An 18,552-nucleotide genomic window follows, 5' to 3' on the forward strand; every position below is an offset into this window, starting at 1 on the left:
GAGGTACCCGGACCGGACCGGCCGGTCATCCACTGAGCGCGGAGACACGACTGGACAGGTCTTGTACATGTACGCTCATGGCATGCCGATCACCTCGAAGCGACGTCTCGTCGCCGACGCGCTCCGCGACGAGATCGCGACGGGGCGGTACCGAGCCGGCGAGCGCCTGCCCGGCGAGCACGACCTGGCCGTGCGCTTCGCCGTCAGTCGTGGCACCGTCCGAGCTGCCCTCGCCGACCTCGCAGACGACGAGTACATCGCCACCCGGGGTGGGATCGGCTCGGTCGTCACGTTCGACGGCGCCTCCCTCGACCCCCGCGGCGGCTGGGCACGGTCCATCGCCGCTTCCGGGACCGAGGTGTCGACCCGCACCCTGCGCATCGAGCGGTTCGAGGACGCAGCGCTCCAGACCGAGGTCGATGCCGCCAGCGCGACGTTCGTCGCGGTCGACCGGCTCCGTGTCGTCGTCGGTGGCAGTCCGGTGTCCCTGGAGCGCAGCGTCGTGCCGCACCTGGGGCGCCTGGCGTCCGCGACCACCGACGGACTCGTCGACGGCTCCCTGACGGCCACGATCGCCGAGACCGGTCTGGTGCCGGCGAGCGCCGAGCAGTGGATCGACGTCGTGCCGCTCGACATCGACGACGCGGCCTTGCTCGACCGCACCGCGGGCACGCCGTTCCTGCGCAGCCGACGCATCGCACGCACGGCCGAAGGCGCGTTCGTCGAGCGTGTGGACAGCCTCCTCGACCCCGACCGCTTCCGACTGCACATGCGCTTCGGGACCACGTCACGACCCCACGACAGGACACCGTGAACCAGCACCGCCTCCGAGACCACGCCCTCGCTGCCCTGACGGGCCTGGCGATCGGCGACGCCCTCGGCATGCCGACCCAGTCGATGTCCCGCGCGCAGATCCTCGCCGACCACGGGGCCATCGCCGGGTTCGCCGACGCCGGACCGCACCAGCGCATCGCCACCGGCATGCCGGCTGGCACGATCACCGACGACACCGAACAGGCCCTGATGCTCGCCGAGCTGCTGCTCGAGGGCAACGGACGACTGGACCCGGTCCGCTTCGCCGAGGCGCTCATCGCCTGGGAGCGCGGGATGGAGGCGAAGGGCTCGCTCGACCTGCTCGGCCCGAGCACGAAGACCGCGGTGCAGCGGATCCTCGACGGCGTCCCCGCGTCCGAGGCGGGCTCGACCGGCACGACGAACGGGGCCGCGATGCGGATCACACCGGTCGGCGTCGCCGTGCCCTCGAACGACCTGGTCCGCTTGGTCGACGCCGTCCAGGACGCCAGCCGCGTCACCCACGACACCGGACTCGGCATCGCCGGAGCGAGCGCGATCGCCGGGGCCGTGAGCGCCGGCATCGACGGGGCGACCCGGTCCGGAGCGCTCGACGCCGCGGTCGCCGCCGCCACGATCGGCGCGGAGCGCGGCCACTGGGTCGCCGGTGCGGACATCGCTGCGAGGACGACGTGGGCGCGTGAGCACCTGCCGACCGTGCCCGCGTCCGCGCAGATCGACACGATCACGCGGCTCATCGGCACGAGCGTGGCCAGCCAGGAGTCCGTCGTCGCCGCACTCGCCCTCGTCGCCCTCGACCTCGACCCGTGGCAGACCCTCTGCGCAGCGGCTGCACTCGGCGGCGACACCGACACGATCGCCGCGATGGCCGGTGCGGTGCTCGGCGCCGTCCACGGGCCGGATGCCTGGCCCGCCGATGCCGTCGCCACCGTGACCACGGTCAACGACCTCCGGCTCGACCGGGTCGTCGACGGACTCCTCACCCTCCGCGCGGGCAGCTGACCCGCCTCCCCCCTCCCCCCACGCTGTGGCGTCGCCTGGACAGGCCGACGCACGGTTTCGCGCACCACCCTTCCGACGACGTAAGAGGAACCGAACCATGTCCCACACGCCCACCACGCTCAGCAGCGGCACGCTGACGACGATCGAGCAGCGGGGCATCGAGCCCGTGCCCCACGACGAACGGACCGGTACGCCCGGCGCGCTGTTCTGGGTCTGGTTCGCCGCGAACATCTCCATCCTCGGTCTTCCGCTCGGTGCGACCCTGGTCGCGTTCCAGGGCCTGACCATCTGGCAGGCGTTGCTCGTCGCGGTGATCGGCGCCGCAGGGTCCTTCGCGGTCGTCGGCGTGATCTCCGTCGCCGGCCGCCGCGGCGGTGCTCCGGGTCTGACCCTCAGCCGAGCGGTGTTCGGCGTCCGCGGGAACATCGGGCCGACGTTCGTGTCGCTGCTGTCGCGGCTCGGCTGGGAGACGGTGAACACCACGACGGCGGCGTTCGTGCTCCTGTCGCTGTTCACGATCCTGTTCGGGACGGGCGGTGACGCGAAGGCGAACCCGGTGTTGACGATCGTCGCGATCCTGGTGTTCGTCGTCGCCACGGTGCTGGTCTCCGGCCTCGGGCACGCGTTCATCGTCGCCGTCCAGAAGTGGGCGACGTGGGTGTTCGGTGCGCTCAACGTGTTCGTCGCGGTCTTCCTCGTGCTGCGCGTCGACTGGGACGTCGTCGGGTCCCAGCCCGCGGGCCCCGTCGCCGCGATGGTCATCGGCATCGGCACGATCGCAGCCGGTACCGGCATCGGTTGGGCCACGGCCGGAGCGGACATCGCCCGCTACACCCGCACCTCGTCGAAGGCCGGCGCGCTCATCGCGTCGAGTGCCGCCGGTGCGGGCATCCCGCTCGTCGTCCTGGTCGGCCTCGGCGCGCTCGTCTCCGCCGGAGACCCGACGCTGGCGCAGGCCGGTGACCCGGTCGCTGCGATCCGCGACCTGCTGCCGAGCTGGATGGCGATCCCGTACCTCATCGCGGCGTTCGGTGGCCTGCTGCTGTCGAACCACCTGTCCGTGTACTCGGCGAGCCTCACCACGCTGACCCTCGGCATCAAGGTCCCGCGCGTGTGGGCGGTCGCGGTCGACGTGGTCGTCACCACACTCGGCGCGATGTACTTCATGCTCGTGGCCGACGGTTTCTACGCCCCGTTCATCACGTTCATCTCCGTCCTCGCCGTCCCGATCACCGCGTGGCTCGGCGTCTTCACCGCCGACATGGTCCGGCGGCGCTGGTACGACCCGGCGGCGCTCCTCGACCTGCGCGCTGGCGGCCGGTACTGGTACCGCGGTGGTGTCGCCTGGGGTGCCCTTACCGCCTGGATCGTCGCGATCGTGATCGGCTTCCTGTTCACCGAGGTGCAGGTCGGTGACGCGGACCCCGTCTTCGTCGGTGCGTTCTCCGCGACCTGGATCGGCGCGAACGGACTCGGCTGGGTGATCACGTTCATCGTCGCTGCCGCGGTCTACCTGCTGACCGGCGGAGCACGCGGCCGGCTCACCGAGCACGAGCCGGCCACCACCACGGACGCCGGGGCGCGCGCCTGATGCCCCGCCTCGTCTCGGTCGGCAACGTCATCGTCGACATCGTCATGCGCGTCGACGCGATCCCGGATCCGGGCGGCGACGTCATCGCCTCCGCGTCGGAGATCACCGCGGGCGGCGGCCTGAACACGATGGTCGCCGCTGTCCGGGACGGACTCGACGTCGCGTTCGGGGGGCAGTACGGCAGCGGGCCGTTCGGCGACGTGGTGCGTCGCGCGCTCGCCACGTCCGGCGTGGACGTCCTGCAGCCCGGTCTCGACGACGTCGACAGCGGGTACTGCGTCGCACTCGTGGACGCCTCGACGGAGCGGACCTTCGTCACGAGCGTCGGCGCAGAGGGGCAGCTCGGCCGCGCCGACCTCGACCGGATCGCCCTCGTCGCCGACGACACCGTGTTCGTGTCCGGCTACGGCCTCGCGCACGCCGTCAACGGGCGAGCGATCGCCGACTGGCTCGGGGGTGTCCCCGACTCAGTCCGCGTCGTCCTGGACCCGTCGCCGCTGGTCGACACGCTGCCCCCGGCGGTGCTCGGCCCCGTCATGGCGCGTGCGGACGTGGTCAGCGCCAACGGACGGGAGGCGCGACTCATGGCTCCCACGTCCGCGGGACTCCCCGAGGCGGTCACCACGATCGCCGCGGCCGCCCGCGGGACCGCCCTGGTGCGCGACGGCGCAGCCGGCTGCTGGGTCGTCGAGCCCGGCGCCTCCCCCGTGCTGGTCCCCGGCTTCCGGGTCGTCGCGGTGGACTCCAACGGTGCGGGAGACGCCCACGGCGGAGTGCTCGTCGCTGCGCTGTCCCGTGGTGCGTCGCTCGTCGAGGCCGTCCGCCGGGCGAACGCCGCGGCGGCCCTCGCGGTCACCAGGAACGGTCCGGCGACAGCGCCGACCGCAGCCGAGACGGACGCGCTCCTCGCCCGGCTGGTGTGACGCGTCGACACGGGTTCCCGGGGGCGGCCGTGCGCTCGATCGGCTACCCGGGACGCCGGTGCGACCGGGAGACGGCGTACCGCCGGAGCCGCACTCCCTCACGCCGTTCGATCGACGACAGGACCGCGTCGTAGTGCTCCAGGACTCGGATGGACCCGGCGTTGTCATCGCGGCAGAGCGCGATCACGGGGTCGATCCCGACTCGCGAGGCGTGGGCGAGCACCTGGCCCAGCGCCCACGTCGCCACGCCGCGGCCCCGTGCTGACGGGCGGATCCCGTACCCGACGTGGCCGAACCGGTGCACGCCGGCGGTGTCTCCCGGAGCCCGGAGTGCGATCCCGCCCAGGACACGGCCGTCCTCGACGATCCACCAGAGCGCGCCGGGCCTGGCGTGCACTCGGCCGACCCAGGTGCGGAACCCGTCCTCGTCACTGACGTCGTCGTGCGCCGTGATCCCGAACCCGTCCTCGTGCAGACCCGGCCCCCACTCGGCATGCGCTTCAGCCCACGCCTCGTACAACGCCGTCTGCGGTCGCACCAACTCGAGCATGTCCAAGTATCACAACGATGCGGGTCGGTCGCGAGGCCCTCGTGGAGATCGCGTCGAGGACGGTCCTGTCGGATTACCATCGGGCCGTGGCTGGAACAGGTCTGCTCGCAGTGAGCATCGCGGTCTTGCTGGGCACCGTCGCGATCGTCCTGTGGCGCGTGCGGAACCCGGCCTGGGTGCGTGACGCTCGGCTCGCCCAGAACGCCAGTCCCGTGTCCAGTCTGCTCATGCTCGCCTTCGGTGCAGTCGTGACGACGCTCGTCCTCGTCCTCGGGGTCTTCTGGGTCGGGACCGGGCACGGCGTCGTCGGGTGGGCGATGGTCGGTCTTGCAGCGACCGGGCTCTCGCACGTCTGGGTCGGTGTGTGGATCCGACGGCAGCCGCTCCCGCAGCCGCGCGCGACCCGCACCCGCCGTGACCCGTAGAGTCGCGAGGCTCTCGACGTCAGGACGAGAACGATGTCCAGCACCGCAACCGTGCCCCGTGGCGTCCAGCCCGACGGAAGAGGCCCTACCGCCCGAGCAGCGGCTCCCGCGACGCCATCCCCGCGGCACCGGCCCGCGCGACCGCATCCGGCAGCGCAGCCAGGAACGCGTCGACGTCGGCGTCGGTCGTCGTGTGCCCGAGTGTGATCCGGAGCGCACCGCGGGCGTCCTGCTCCGACAGCCCCATCGCGAGCAGCACGTGCGACGCCTCGGGCACCCCGGCCTGGCACGCCGATCCGGTCGACACCGCGACCCCGGCGGCGTCGAGCAGGAACAGGAGCGAATCGCCCTCGCACCCGGGGAACGTGAAGTGCGCGTTGCCCGGCAGCCGGTCGGTGGGGTCCCCCATCAGCACGGCTGACGGCACGGCCGCACGCACCCCGGCGACCAGGCGGTCCCGCAGGGCGGCGAGCGCCGGGTGCGGCATCGGCTCGGCGACCACGGCGCCGGCCGCCACGCCGAAGGCCGCAGCCGCAGGGGCGTCCTGCGTGCCGCTCCGCACCTGCCGCTGCTGCCCACCACCGTGGATGAGGGGTTCGACGGTCGCCTTCCGTCCGAGCACGAGCGCACCGATGCCGACGGGCCCGCCGATCTTGTGGGCGGAGACGCTGAGGGCGTCGAGGCCGGACGCCGCGAACGACACGGGCACCTGGCCGTAGGCGGCGACCGCGTCGCTGTGCACGGGCACGCCGGCGGCGTGCGCGAGTTCGACGATCCGTGACACGGGCTGGATGGTGCCCACCTCGTTGTTCGCCCACAGGAACGTGACCAGGGCGACGTCCGAGGCGTCGGCGAGCCGCGCCTCCAGTCCGGCGAGGTCGACGCGACCCTGCGCGTCCAACGGGACCACGTCGACGACGGCCCCCTCGTGCGTCTCCAACCAGGTCAGGGTGTCGACGGTGGCGTGGTGCTCGCCGCCCGGGACGATGATGCGGGGCCGCTGGCGGTCACGCTGGCGAGCCCAGAACAGGCCCTTCACGGCGAGGTTGATGCTCTCGGTGCCGCCGGAGGTGAACACGACCTCGACCGGGTCCGCGTCGAGCGAGCGGGCGACGGCGGCGCGGCCGTCCTCGAGCAGCATCTTCGCGCGCTGACCGGCGCTGTGGATGGACGACGGGTTGCCGACGGTGCCCAGGGCATCGGTGAAGGCGGCGAGCGCCTCCGGCAGGATCGGCGTCGTCGCGGCGTGGTCGAGGTAGACCGACACATGCACCCCCTGGATCGAGCAGTGTCCAGGATACGCGCCGGTCCTCGTACCCTTGTCGCGTGCACGAGACAGCGATCGACCTGACGCCGGGGTTCTCCCTGGGCGGGACCGTCCCCCGGTTCACCCTGCGGTCCGCGACGGCGACGGGCGTCGTCCTGGTCGTGACGAGCGCGGGAAGCGCCGACGGCGCGGACGGGACCGACCGCTCCGACGGCTCCGAGGGCCGGCCGACCCGACACCCGCTCGAGCGCGTGCCGGACACGGACGTGTGGACCGGCGAGGTCCCCGGGGTCGTGCCCGGCGACCGGTACCACCTGCTCGTCGACGGCCCGGTCGGCCCGCGGCACGAGTTCGACCCGACGCGTCCGCTGCTCGACCCGTACGCGCGGGGCATCCTGCCGACGGGGAACGACGAAGCAGCCGGCCCGCGCTGGACCAGCGTCGTCGTCGACGACGCCTTCGACTGGGGCGGCGTCGTGAAGCCGCAGGTCCCGCTCGACCGCGCCGTCGTCTACGAGGCGAACGTCCGCACCCTGACGGCCGCGAACCCGCACCTGCCGGAACACCTGCGCGGCACGTACGCCGGGGTCGCACACGAGAGCACGATCGCGCACCTGCACCGCATCGGCGTCACCACGCTCGAGCTGCTGCCCGTGCAGGCCTTCGACACCGAGCGGTGGCTCCGCGACGCCGGCAGGCAGAACGCCTGGGGCTACAACACGCTCGGGTTCTTCGCCCCGCACGCCGCGCACGCCTCGGCGCCGGCGCAGCAGGAAGGCGCCGACGCCGTCCTGCGCGAGTTCAAGGGCATGGTCCGGCTGCTGCACGAGGCCGGCATCCAGGTCGTCCTGGACGTCGTCTACAACCACACCGCGGAAGAGGGCCTGGGTGGCCCGACGACGAGCCTGCGCGGCATCGACGGTGCGAACCAGTACCGCTGGGCGCACTCCGCCTCGCCGTACCGGGACGGCTACTACGACACCACCGGGTGCGGGAACACGCTCGACACCTCGGTCGAGGCGACCGCGGACCTCATCGTCGACAGCCTGGTGTACTGGGCGCGCGAGGTGCAGGTCGACGGCTTCCGCTTCGACCTGATGGCCGCCCTGGCCCGCGACGGCGAGCACCGGTTCGACCCGTCGCACCCGCTGCTCGAACGCATCCGGAACCACCCCGACCTGCAGGACACCCTGGTGGTCGCCGAGCCGTGGGACGTCGGCCCCGACGGCTGGAAGACCGGGGCGTTCGGTGCGGCCGGGGACCGCACGAGCGAGTGGAACGACGGCTTCCGGAACACGGTCAGGCAGTTCTGGCTCACCGACATCGCCGAGGAGCGCCGCACCGGCCTGCCGCAGACCGGGATCGGCCGGCTGGCTGAAGCGTTGTCGGGGTCGAGGAGTGTCTTCGGCGCCGACCGCGGCCCGCTGGCGAGCGTGAACTTCGTCACCGCACACGACGGCTTCACCCTGCTCGACCTGGTGTCGTACGACGGCAAGCACAACGAGGCCAACGGCGAGGACAACCGCGACGGGTCGAACGACAACCGCTCGTTCAACCACGGCATCGAGGGCGACACCGCCGACCGGGGGGTCCGCGCCGCGCGTGGTCGGTCGATGCGCAACCTGGTGGCGACGCTCATGCTGTCCGCCGGGGTGCCGATGCTCACCGCCGGCGACGAGCGGAGCCGCACCCAGCACGGCAACAACAACGCCTACGTGGTGTCCGACGATCTGACCCCGGTCGACTGGTCCGACGACGAGGACGCCGAGACGATGACCGAGGCCGTCGCCGCGCTGGCCCGGTTCCGGCAGGCGCACCCGTCACTCCGGCCCACCCGCTTCGGCGTCGAGGGCCAGGAGACACCGGGGGCCTCGCGGATGTCCTGGTACGGACCGGACGGGCAGCCGATGACGATCGAGGGGTGGGACCAGCCGGTGCACCGCGCCCTGCAGTACTTCGTCGAGTCGACACCGGAGCACGAGCCCTTCGACCGCGTCCTGGTGGTCGTGCACGGCAGCGGCCGTACCCGCGACCTGACCCTGCCGGTGCGCGAGGACGTCCTCGGGTACCGCCTGGCCTGGTCGAGCGAGAAGCACCGAGACCACGAGCGCCTCCGTCCCGCCGGGCAGGTCTTCACCGCCTACGGCCCCGGCATCCACCTGTTCGAGGTGGCGTAGCGCGAGCAGGCGGGTGCGGCCGGGCACAGCGACCGACAGGCGGACGGGAGGCTCGTGGCGGCCCCGCCACGGGCCTTGCGTCCGGTCCTCCACAGGGTCCACGGCGCGCCCGGCCCCTCCACAGTGGGCGGAATCCGGGGAACGCGGAGCCGCCCGCCGGGTAGCGTCGCTTCCGTGGCCACCGCAGACCGACCCCGACGCCCGAAGATCGGGCGCATCCCGATCACCGAGCTCGCCCCGAGGACGCCGAACGGCTTCCCCGGCAAGGCATTCGACGGCGAGGTGATCACGTTCGGTGCGACCGTCTTCCGAGAAGGACACGGCATCATCGGCGCCGACCTCGTCCTCGAACGCCCAGACGGTGGAACACGCACCGTCCCCATGACCCTCGGTGCCCCCGGCACCGACCGCTACGACGCCACGGTGCAGGTCGACCACGTCGGCGTCTGGACCTGGCACGTCGAGTCGTACTCCGACGACTGGGCGAGCTGGCTGCACGGCGCACGCCTGAAGATCGCAGCCGGCGTCGACACCGAGGCGACGCTGCTCGACGGCGCCGTGCTGCTCGACCGGCTGGCCGACGAGACCGGCTCCCCCGCCGCCACACGCGCCGCCGCACGGGTCCGCGACACCGACCTCGACCCGGCGGAACGCCTGGCCGCCGTCGACGACCCGCGCATCGTCGCCGAGGTCGAGGAAGCCCCCCTCACCTCGCTCCGCACGCACTCCGCCACCCAGCTGCTCGACGTCGAACGCACCCGCGCCGGCGTCGGCGCCTGGTACGAGTTCTTCCCCCGCTCCGAAGGCGCGAAGAAGAACCCCGACGGCTCCTGGAAGAGCGGTGACTTCCGCACCGCGGCCCGCCGCCTGCCCGCCGTCGCCCGGATGGGCTTCGACGTCATCTACCTGCCGCCGATCCACCCCATCGGCACCACCGCCCGCAAGGGGCCGAACAACACGCTCACGCCCGGGCCGAACGACCCCGGCAGCCCCTGGGCGATCGGCTCCCCCGAAGGCGGGCACGACGCGATCCACCCCGACCTCGGCACCGAGGACGACTTCCGCGACTTCGTCGAGACGGCGAAGAACACCGGCATGGAAGTCGCGCTCGACTTCGCGCTCCAGTGCTCCCCCGACCACCCCTGGGTCACCCAGCACCCGGAGTGGTTCACGCAGCGCGCCGACGGCTCCATCGCGACCGCCGAGAACCCGCCGAAGCGCTACCAGGACATCTACCCGATCCAGTTCGACACCGACCCCGAGGGCCTGGTCACCGAGGTCGAGCGCGTCCTGCGCCACTGGATCGCCTTCGGCATCCGCATCTTCCGCGTCGACAACCCGCACACCAAGCCGCTGTGGTTCTGGGAACGGGTCATCCGTGAGATCCGCGACGAGCACCCCGACACCGTGTTCCTGGCCGAGGCGTTCACCCGCCCGGCGATGATGCGCGCGCTCGCCGAAGCCGGGTTCCAGCAGTCGTACTCGTACTTCACCTGGCGCAACACCAAGGACGAGATCGAGGACTACTTCACCGAGCTCTCGCACGAGACGAGCGACTACCTGCGCCCGAACCTCTTCGTGAACACCCCCGACATCCTCACCGAGTACCTGCAGTTCGGCGGCCGAGCCGGCTACAAGGTGCGTGCGTCGCTCGCCGCCACCGGTGCGCCGACGTGGGGCATGTACGCCGGGTACGAGCTGTTCGAGGACGTCGCACGACCGGGCTCCGAAGAGAACATCGACAACGAGAAGTACGAGTACAAGCCGCGCGACTTCGCGCTGGCCGAGGCCGAGGGCGCGTCCCTCGCCCCGTACGTCACGATGCTCAACCGGTTCCGGGCGGCGCACCCCGCGCTGCGACAGCTGCGGAACCTGCACGTGCACGCCGCTGACGACCCGGCGATCGTCGTCTACTCGAAGCACCTGTCGGGTGACTTCATCCGGTCGGGTCGGCCCGACACGGTGATCGTCGTCGCCAACGTCGACCCGCACTCCGCCCGTGAGACCACCGTGCACCTGGACCTCGCCGCACTCGGTCTGCCGACCGAGGGCCTGTTCGACGTCCGTGACGTCGTGACCGGTCAGCGCTGGACCTGGGGCGCGTCGAACTACGTCCGCCTGGACACGTTCCAGGAGCCCGTGCACCTGCTCGTCGTGGAAGGACCCCACCGATGACCCCCGAACCGACCGACCCCACGAAGCGCGGACCGGCCGTGCCGCCGGTACCGCCTCCGCCGCCGGCCGTGCCGCGCTACGAGCCGAAGGTGTCCGCTCCCGCCGAGGACCTGCCCGGTGCCCCTCCGGCCGAGCGCGAGGCGCCCGACCGCGGCGTGGCGGAGTCCGCGACGCTCGCCGGACACCCCGCCGACCCGACGCACCCGCGGCAGCCGTCCGTGGCGGCAGCCTCGTCGTCGGACGACCCGCAGGCCCCGACCGGAGGCTCGGCACCGGTCGTCCGTCCGGCGTCCGTCGACGCCCTGGTCGCCCCCGGCGCCGCTGCCGCCTCCCCGGCTCCGGCCGATGCCCCGGCCCCGGCCGTCGGCACTGCCGGTGCCGCCACGGACCCGCGCCCGGCACCGATCGAGGACTGGCTGCGCCTGCAGGTGGCCGAGGGCCGGTGGTCCCAGCCGCACGACGTGCTCGGCCCGCACCCCGTCGACGGCGGCACGAGCGTCCGCGTCGTCCGCCACCTGGCCCGCGCGGTGCGACTCGTCCGCCCCGACGGCGACGACATCGAGCTCACGCACGAGGGCGACGGGCTCTGGGCCGGCGCCACGGCCGACACGCTCGGTCGGTACCGCGTCGAGTCGGAGTACGACTACGACGCGTCAACGGACGAGGACGACGCCACCTGGACCACCGACGACGCGTACCGGTTCGCCCCGACGCTCGGCGAGCTCGACCTGCACCTGTTCGGCGAAGGCCGCGACGAGCAGCTCTGGCAGCACCTCGGTGCACACGCCCGCACGGTCGACGGGGTCGACGGGGTCGCGTTCGCCGTCTGGGCACCGCGCGCCACCGCCGTGCGTGTCATCGGGGACTTCGAGGGCTGGGAAGGCCGCACCACCGCGATGCGCCGTCTGAGCGACCTCGGTGTCTGGGAACTCTTCTGGCCCGGTGCCGTCGTCGGCCAGCGCTACAAGTTCCAGATCCTCACCGACTCCGGCTGGGTGGAGCGGGCCGACCCGTTCGCCCGCGAAGCCGAGATCGCGCCGGCGACGGCCTCCGTCATCACCGAGTCCACGTACACGTGGTCCGAGGGCGACGCCGCGTGGATGGAGCGCCGTGCGCAGACCACCACGCACGACGCCCCCATGAGCGTCTACGAGGTGCACCTCGGCTCGTGGCGCCCCGGCCTGTCGTACCGCGAGGTCGCCGACCAGCTCATCGGGCACATGGAGTACACCGGCTTCACGCACGTGGAGTTCCTGCCGCTCTCCGAGCACCCGTTCGGTGGCTCGTGGGGCTACCAGGTCACCGGGTACTACGCCCCGACCGCACGCTTCGGTTCACCGGACGACCTGCGCTACCTGATCGACCGCCTGCACTCCGCGGGCATCGGCGTGATCATGGACTGGGTCCCCGGGCACTTCCCGAAGGACGAGTGGGCGCTCGGCCGCTTCGACGGCTACGCCCTGTTCGAGCACCCCGACCCCCGCCGCGGTGAGCAGCTCGACTGGGGCACCTACGTCTTCGACTTCGGGCAGCCGCAGGTCCGCAACTTCCTGGTCGCGAACGCGCTGTACTGGCTCGAGGAGTTCCACATCGACGGTCTGCGCGTCGACGCGGTGGCGTCGATGCTGTACCTCGACTACTCCCGCACCGACTGGCTGCCGAACATCCACGGTGGGCGCGAGAACCTCGACGCGATCGCCTTCCTGCAGGAGACGAACGCGACGGCGTACAAGCGGTACCCCGGCATCGTGATGATCGCGGAGGAGAGCACCTCGTGGCCGGGGGTGACCCAGCCGACGAGCGCCGGTGGGCTCGGCTTCGGGCAGAAGTGGAACATGGGCTGGATGCACGACTCGCTCGAATACGTGCAGCGCGACCCCGCCTACCGCAGCTACCACCACGACGAGATCACGTTCTCGTTCGTCTACGCGTTCAGCGAGCAGTTCACCCTGCCGGTCAGCCACGACGAGGTCGTGCACGGCAAGGGCTCCCTGTACGGCAAGATGCCCGGCGACGAGTGGCAGAAGCTCGCGAACGTGCGCGCCTACCTGGCGTTCATGTGGGCGCACCCCGGCAAGCAGCTGCTCTTCATGGGCCAGGAGTTCGCGCAGCCCGCGGAGTGGTCCGAGGCGAAGGGCCTCGACTGGTGGCTCCTCGACCAGCCCGGCCACCGCGGCGTGCAGGACCTCGTCGCCGAACTCAACCGCGTCTACAAGGACTCCCCGGCGCTCTGGACCCACGACTCGACGGCCGACGGCTTCGAGTGGCTCGAGGGCGGCGACGCACCGCACTCGACCCTCGGGTTCCTGCGGAAGGACGGCGATGACCGCGTCGCGGTGTTCGTCAACTTCTCCGGCGTCCCGGTGGAGCGTCGCTTCGGGCTGCCGACCGCGGGCGAGTGGCACGAGGTGCTCAACACCGACGCGGCCGAGTACGGCGGCTCCGGAGTCGGCAACCTCGGCGTCGTCACCGCCGAGGACACCCCGTGGGCGGGCCGCCCGGCCTCAGCGCACGTCGTGGTCCCGCCGCTCGGCGCCGTCTGGCTGAAGCTGGCCCGGTAACCCGGCCCGCGTCCAGGACGCGACCGACCGACAGACGGGAGGCCCGGTGCCAGCTGGCACCGGGCCTCCCGTCTGTCTCGTTGCGGGTCCGGGCGGTCCTGCTCGAGACGCCGTCGTCCTCGCGACGCCGTCGTGTCCGCGAGACGCCGCGGAAACGCCGAGACGCCGCCGGATCCGGCGGCGTCTCGGCGTGACGACGGCGTCTGCTGCGCCGCACGGACCCGGCAGGGGCTAGTACAGCGCGTTCGCCAGGCGGCGGCGGGCCGCGACCACGCGCGGGTCCTCGGAACCGATGAGCTCGAAGTACTCGACGAGCCGCACGCGCAGGGCTTCACGGTCATCGCCGAACACGGTCGGGACGAGGTCGAGCAGGCGCCCGAAGGCGTCGTCGACGTGTCCGCCCGAGATGTCGAGGTCGGCGACGGCGAGCTGCGCCTGGACGTCGTGCGGGCCTGCGGCTGCAGCGGCGCGGATCTCGTCGGCCGTCCGGCCGTTCAGCCGGTCGAGCAGCGACACCTGCGCGAGCCCGGCGACGGCCATCTGGTCGTGCGGGTCCTGCAGGATGGCGGTCTTGTACTCCTCGATCGCGGTGGCGTAGTCGCCCTGCTCGATCGCGTCGTACGCGGCCTGGTGGTGCGGCGGGAGCGGCTCCGGCTCCGGCTCGCCCTGCTCCGCGTCGACGTCCGCCGCTGCGCCGTCGACGGACACGCGACCGGACACCCCGTTCTGCTCGGCGGCCTGGAGCACCTGCTCGTAGACGTCGCGGACCTGCGCCTCGGGCAGTGCGCCGACGAAGAGCCCGAGCGGGCGTCCGCCGATCACGGCTGCGACGGTCGGGATCGACTGCGCCTGGAACGCCTGCACGAGCTGCGGGTTCGTGTCGGCGTCCACCTTGGCGAGCACCACGCGGCCGTCGTACTCGGCGGTGAGCTGCTCGAGGATCGGTGAGAGCTGCTTGCACGGCCCGCACCACTCGGCCCAGATGTCCACGATGACCGGGACGACGTTCGACAGCTCCAGGACGTCCTGGAACGTCGCGTCGGTGACGTCGATGACGAGCGACGGGACCGTCGGGCCGGCGCCGCTCGCAGTGCCGACGTCGGAACCGGGCGCGGCACCGCCTGCTGGACCCGCCGGGGCCGGAGCGCCGGACGGCTGGGGCGGCCGCTGTGCGCGGTCGACGAGGGACGACAGGTCCACGGCTCCGCGGAGCCCGGACGGGGTCGGGGGGATGTTGCTCATTGCACCTCACTTGCTGCGGTCAGGCCCTGCGTGAACCCGAGCAGGACCACTTTGCCATCCGAGGCGACCGGCGGCACGTAGAAGAGCAGCTGGACGCTGTAGGTGGCGCTGATGCCCTTCTTGCTCGTGTCGACGCCGGACAGTGCCTTCACGGCACCTTCGGTGTTCACCTCGGCGCCCGACGCGGTCGGGGTCACCTTCTCGATCTCGTCCAGGTCGGCGGAAACCAGGGCGCCGGCGTCGTCCGTCGCGATGGCGACGGCGGAGTCGGCGGGGACCTCGGACGAGTACTCGATCTTCGCCGTGTCCGGCAGCGCCTTGGCCTTCTTGTCCTTGTACGCCTTGCCGATGGTCGTGCGGAGTGCGTCACCCTCGGTGGTGAACAGGTCGGCGTACTCGCTGGCGGTGTCCTTCGACAGGATGTCGCCGTAGGCGGTCGCGACCTGGTCCGGCTGGATGGTCAGGAGCTTCGACTCCGGCGCGAGCAGCGCCGCACCGATGGTCGTCGGGGCGAGGCTCGGGATCTTCGCGTCGGCCTCGAGCGACACGTCGTACGCGACCTTGTAGGGATCACGGGCGCTGTCCTGCACCAGGGTCAGGGCCTGCGGCGCCGACTTGGCGTCACAGTCCTCGGCGACGATCGTGAAGACCGTCCGCGGCCAGGTGTCGGTCTGCTGCGGCAGCGCGACGCACACCTGCGCTGCGGAGATCGCCGGCGGCGCCTTGACGTCCGAGTCCTTGCCGCGGATCGAGTAGTTGGCCAGCCGGAGGTCGAGCGCCGCGCCGGAGAACCGGGTGCGGACCAGGTCGCGGTCGCGCGCCCCGTCGGCCTGCTTCGCGACGGCCGCGGCGCGCTGCACGATGCGGGTGATCTGCTGCTTGGTCGCGGCGGTCGGCTCGGTGGGCTCCGCCGCCCCCGTGGCAGTGGCCGTCGGGGTCGGCGTGGCCAGCGACGGGTCGCCGCCCTGCGGCCAGTAGTCCGACGAGCAGCCGGCCAGGGTCAGGGCACCGACGAGCAGCACCGGGACGCCGACGAACGCGCGGGTCCCACGACGACCGGGGCGAGGCACCTGCGCCCCGGCGGCGGCGGCACGGCGCGAGGCACGTACCCGCGGCGGACGGCTGCCACCGCTGCGACGGCGGGGACCGCGGCCACGGCGCTGGTGCAGGAAGGCGAGGACGAGCAGCACGAGGCCTCCGAGGACGAACACGCCGCCGGCCACGAGCAGCGGACCGACCGCCGGCGTTGCGGTGTCCTGCGGCCAGGTGACGGACACGTCGCTCGGTGCGGCGGCCTTGCCGTCGCTCACGACCAGGACCGAGACGTCCTGGGGCAGGCGGACGGTGAACTGTCCGGCACCGTCGTACTCCTGGTACCAGAGGTCGCTGCCCTTCGGCGACGGCACGCTCGTCTCGCTGCCCGAGGTCGACCCGACCAGCGAGCCCTTCTCGGCGTCGAAGCGGAGCGTGGTGTGCTCGGCGTCACCGATCCAGGCGTCGACGTCGGCGGTCTTGCCGTACGCCGCGAACACCTTGCCGGAGCCGGACACGTTGATGCGCTGGTAACCGGGGTTGGCGTTGAGCGTCGTCCCCGGGATCACCGTCACCGGGGCGGAACTGGTCGTCGAGCTCTCGGCCACGAGCGAGGACGGCGGCGCGAACACGGTCCGCTGCCCCACCGCCAGCACCACGAGCAGCAGGCCGATGACGAAACTGACGATCGCCAGGACGAATCGCACGAACACTCTCCCTACCGCGCCGGGGTGGGGATGTCGGCGCGCGAATCAGCGACTCAGGATAGCGAGCATCGCTGGACAGTGCATCAATCCGCGCTGTCGCCGGACTCAGACGACCCGCTCCGGCCGCCACTACAATCGACCGCGGGCCGATCCGGGCCCTCCGCCGAGCACCCAGGAGCGACACGTGGCGAACGACGAGGCCGAGTTCGGAACCGAGCTGCGCGGGTACCGCCGCGACGAGGTGGAGCGTTCACTGAACGACCTGCGCCGCGAGCTCATCAAGTCGAACAACGACCGCGCCGACGCCGCGAAGGAGATCCGTCTCCTGCAGGCCCGCGTGTCCGAGCTGCAGGGCGAGCTGGACGAAGCCGGCACCCCCACGTACAGCGGTCTGGGCACCCGCCTCGAGTCCACGCTGCGTGTTGCCGAGGAACAGTCGACCCGGCTCATCAGCCAGGCCGACATCGACGCCCAGCGGCTCCGAGCCTCGAGCCGCGCCGAAGCTGAGCGCACCGTCCGCGAAGCGCAGGAAGAAGCGCGCGACGCCCTCGAGGACGCCCGCACCCGCGCCACCAACGAGCTGACCCGTGCCCGCGCCGAAGCCGCCGACACCGTCGAGCGCTCCCGCGCCGAGGCCGGTCTGCTCACGCAGGACGCCCGCAACGAGGCAGCCGCCATCCGCGGTGCCGCGGTGACCGAGGCCGCCGAGGTCCGCTCCGTCGCCATCCGCGAGACGAACGCACTGCGCGCCCAGGTCGAGCACGAGGTCGCGGAGCTGCGTGAGATCGCCCAGCGCGAGTCCGCCGACGCCCGCACCGCCGCAGCCGAGCTCGACCGTGAGACCGAGCACCGCCGTTCGGTCTTCGAAGCCGACCACACCCGCCGTACCGAGGACCTCGACCGCGAGGAGACGAGCCGGCGCGAGGCCCTCGAGCGCGAGGTCACCGAGGGCCGCGCCGCCTGGCACCGCGAACGGGACGAGGAGCAGCAGGCACACGCGCTGGCCCTCGAGACCGGTCGCGCCGAACTCGAGTCCGAGGTCGCGCGTCGGCGGGCCGAGCTCGACAGCGAGATCGGTGACCGCCGCCGCGAACTGGACGAGGAACTCGCGGCCGCCCGCGCCGAGTGGGAGCGCGAACTCGCCGTGGCCCGCACCGACCTCGAGCAGGAGATCGAAGCAGCCCGCGCCCAGCTGCGCGTCGACGAGGAACAGACCCGCGTCGAGAACGCGCGCCTGGTGCAGGAGACCGCCGACCGGATCGCCCGCGAACTCGAGCAGCACGACGCCCGGATCGCGCAGGAGCGGGCCGAAGCCGACGCAGCAGCCGAGCGTGCCGTCCGCGAGCACGAGAACGCCATCGCCGCCCGCCGCGAACGCGAGCACGCCGAGGTCGACGCCGAGATCGCCGACCGCCGGACCGCCGAGCTCGGGGTGCTCGAAGCCGAGCGCACCGCCCTGCAGCAGGAGATCGACACCGCCCGCGCCGCCCTCGTGAAGGAACGCGACGAGGTCCGTGCCGAGATCGCCCGGGCACGCGACGAAGCCCGCACGACCCTCGAGTCGGAACTCGCGGCCCGCCGCGACGACGCCGAGCAGGACTACCTGCAGAAGCACCACGAGACCGTGACCGAGACGCAGAAGTACCTGGACGAGGCGAACCTGCAGCTCGCCGAGGCCACGCGCCGCGCCACCGAGGCCCGTGAGCGAGCCGAGCGTCTGCAGCAGGAAGCCGACGACCTCGAGCGCACCAGCACGGCCGAGGCGCAGGAGCACGCACGCACCATCGTCGCCGACGCTCAAGACCGGGTGCACCGGATGGTCGCCGACGCCGAGGAGCGCACCGCCGGTGTCATCGCCGAGGCCGAGGACCGCCTGGCGGCGATCCGCACCGAGCGCGAGGCCGTCGCGGGCTACCTCGAGAACCTCCGCGGGGTCCTCACGAACGCGACCGGCCTGCTCGGCACGGCGCCAACCGCAGCGTCCGCTGCGGACGAGCGCGACGACGTGGAGGCGACCGAGCGCTGACGGTCACCGGCCCGGAGGCCCGACACGCGCCTCCAGGCCGCCCCACCTGCAGCAGGTGGCG

General features: G+C 72.4%; 13 protein-coding genes. 9 read left to right on the forward strand and 4 right to left on the reverse strand.

Features of this window, described 5'->3' with window-relative positions:
* The first annotated feature begins 82 nt into the window (after positions 1-82).
* The 4 genes from MXD64_RS10685 (at position 83) to MXD64_RS10700 (ending at position 4,329) form a co-directional block, all read left to right on the forward strand.
* Entirely contained in the window at positions 83-814 is a 732-nt protein-coding gene (locus MXD64_RS10685; RefSeq protein ID WP_214519717.1) for a GntR family transcriptional regulator, read from the forward strand.
* Positions 811-1,815: an ADP-ribosylglycohydrolase family protein gene (locus tag MXD64_RS10690; RefSeq protein WP_214533116.1), complete on the forward strand. Its 1,005-nt coding sequence runs from the start codon at positions 811-813 to the stop codon at positions 1,813-1,815. Before MXD64_RS10685 ends, MXD64_RS10690 begins: the two co-directional genes overlap by 4 nt.
* Before the next feature lie 97 nt (positions 1,816-1,912).
* Positions 1,913-3,406 carry a purine-cytosine permease family protein gene (locus MXD64_RS10695; protein WP_262117673.1) on the forward strand — a complete coding sequence of 498 codons (1,494 nt, stop codon included), beginning with the start codon at positions 1,913-1,915 and terminating at the stop codon, positions 3,404-3,406.
* Positions 3,406-4,329 (forward strand): PfkB family carbohydrate kinase, encoded by a 924-nt coding sequence (locus MXD64_RS10700; protein WP_071250905.1) that lies wholly within the window; start codon positions 3,406-3,408, stop codon positions 4,327-4,329. The genes MXD64_RS10695 and MXD64_RS10700 overlap by 1 nt, the downstream gene beginning before the upstream one ends.
* Positions 4,330-4,372: 43 nt before the next feature.
* Here the strand turns inward: MXD64_RS10700 and MXD64_RS10705 are convergent, their stop codons facing one another.
* Positions 4,373-4,867, reverse strand: a complete 495-nt coding sequence (locus MXD64_RS10705; RefSeq protein ID WP_201300461.1) for a GNAT family N-acetyltransferase — start codon at positions 4,865-4,867, stop codon at positions 4,373-4,375.
* 98 nt (positions 4,868-4,965) lie between these two features.
* Here MXD64_RS10705 and MXD64_RS10710 point away from each other — a divergent pair, with 98 nt between their 5' ends.
* On the forward strand, positions 4,966-5,304 hold the full coding sequence (locus MXD64_RS10710) for a hypothetical protein (protein WP_139179675.1): 339 nt from the start codon (positions 4,966-4,968) through the stop codon (positions 5,302-5,304).
* 85 nt (positions 5,305-5,389) lie between these two features.
* On the opposite strand, the gene MXD64_RS10715 is transcribed toward MXD64_RS10710, so the two are convergent.
* Entirely contained in the window at positions 5,390-6,571 is a 1,182-nt protein-coding gene (locus tag MXD64_RS10715) for a cysteine desulfurase family protein (RefSeq protein WP_262117675.1), read from the reverse strand.
* A 59-nt stretch (positions 6,572-6,630) separates the two neighbouring features.
* Between MXD64_RS10715 and MXD64_RS10720 the strand changes: the two genes are divergently transcribed.
* The 3 genes from MXD64_RS10720 (at position 6,631) to glgB (ending at position 13,484) form a co-directional block, all read left to right on the forward strand.
* Positions 6,631-8,748 carry a glycogen debranching protein gene (locus MXD64_RS10720; protein WP_071250899.1) on the forward strand — a complete coding sequence of 706 codons (2,118 nt, stop codon included), beginning with the start codon at positions 6,631-6,633 and terminating at the stop codon, positions 8,746-8,748.
* A 174-nt stretch (positions 8,749-8,922) separates the two neighbouring features.
* Positions 8,923-10,923 (forward strand): alpha-1,4-glucan--maltose-1-phosphate maltosyltransferase, encoded by a 2,001-nt coding sequence (locus MXD64_RS10725; protein WP_263136411.1) that lies wholly within the window; start codon positions 8,923-8,925, stop codon positions 10,921-10,923.
* Complete coding sequence (gene glgB, locus MXD64_RS10730; protein ID WP_259552736.1) at positions 10,920-13,484, forward strand: 1,4-alpha-glucan branching protein GlgB; 2,565 nt, start codon at positions 10,920-10,922, stop codon at positions 13,482-13,484. The genes MXD64_RS10725 and glgB overlap by 4 nt, the downstream gene beginning before the upstream one ends.
* A gap of 231 nt (positions 13,485-13,715) precedes the next feature.
* Here the strand turns inward: glgB and MXD64_RS10735 are convergent, their stop codons facing one another.
* A complete protein-coding gene (locus MXD64_RS10735) occupies positions 13,716-14,726 on the reverse strand; it encodes a tetratricopeptide repeat protein (RefSeq protein ID WP_056068945.1) in 1,011 nt (336 codons plus the stop codon).
* Positions 14,723-16,465: a hypothetical protein gene (locus tag MXD64_RS10740; protein WP_031260296.1), complete on the reverse strand. Its 1,743-nt coding sequence runs from the start codon at positions 16,463-16,465 to the stop codon at positions 14,723-14,725. The genes MXD64_RS10735 and MXD64_RS10740 overlap by 4 nt, the downstream gene beginning before the upstream one ends.
* A gap of 184 nt (positions 16,466-16,649) precedes the next feature.
* On the opposite strand from MXD64_RS10740, the gene MXD64_RS10745 reads away from it, so the two are divergent.
* Positions 16,650-18,491, forward strand: a complete 1,842-nt coding sequence (locus MXD64_RS10745; RefSeq protein ID WP_017888234.1) for a hypothetical protein — start codon at positions 16,650-16,652, stop codon at positions 18,489-18,491.
* The last annotated feature ends 61 nt before the right edge of the window (positions 18,492-18,552 follow it).

Origin of the sequence: Curtobacterium sp. Arg-1 (genome assembly GCF_025643395.1) — a bacterium.
Taxonomy (GTDB): domain Bacteria; phylum Actinomycetota; class Actinomycetes; order Actinomycetales; family Microbacteriaceae; genus Curtobacterium; species Curtobacterium poinsettiae.

Bases quoted from the DNA above. Each gene is read 5' to 3' on its own strand.
- MXD64_RS10685 (WP_214519717.1), top strand. From the start codon at position 83: ATGCCGATCACCTCGAAGCGACGTCTCGTCGCCGACGCGCTCCGCGAC.
- glgB (WP_259552736.1), top strand. From the start codon at position 10,920: ATGACCCCCGAACCGACCGACCCCACGAAGCGCGGACCGGCCGTGCCG.
- MXD64_RS10700 (WP_071250905.1), top strand. From the start codon at position 3,406: ATGCCCCGCCTCGTCTCGGTCGGCAACGTCATCGTCGACATCGTCATG.
- MXD64_RS10695 (WP_262117673.1), top strand. From the start codon at position 1,913: ATGTCCCACACGCCCACCACGCTCAGCAGCGGCACGCTGACGACGATC.
- MXD64_RS10735 (WP_056068945.1), bottom strand. From the start codon at position 14,726: ATGAGCAACATCCCCCCGACCCCGTCCGGGCTCCGCGGAGCCGTGGAC.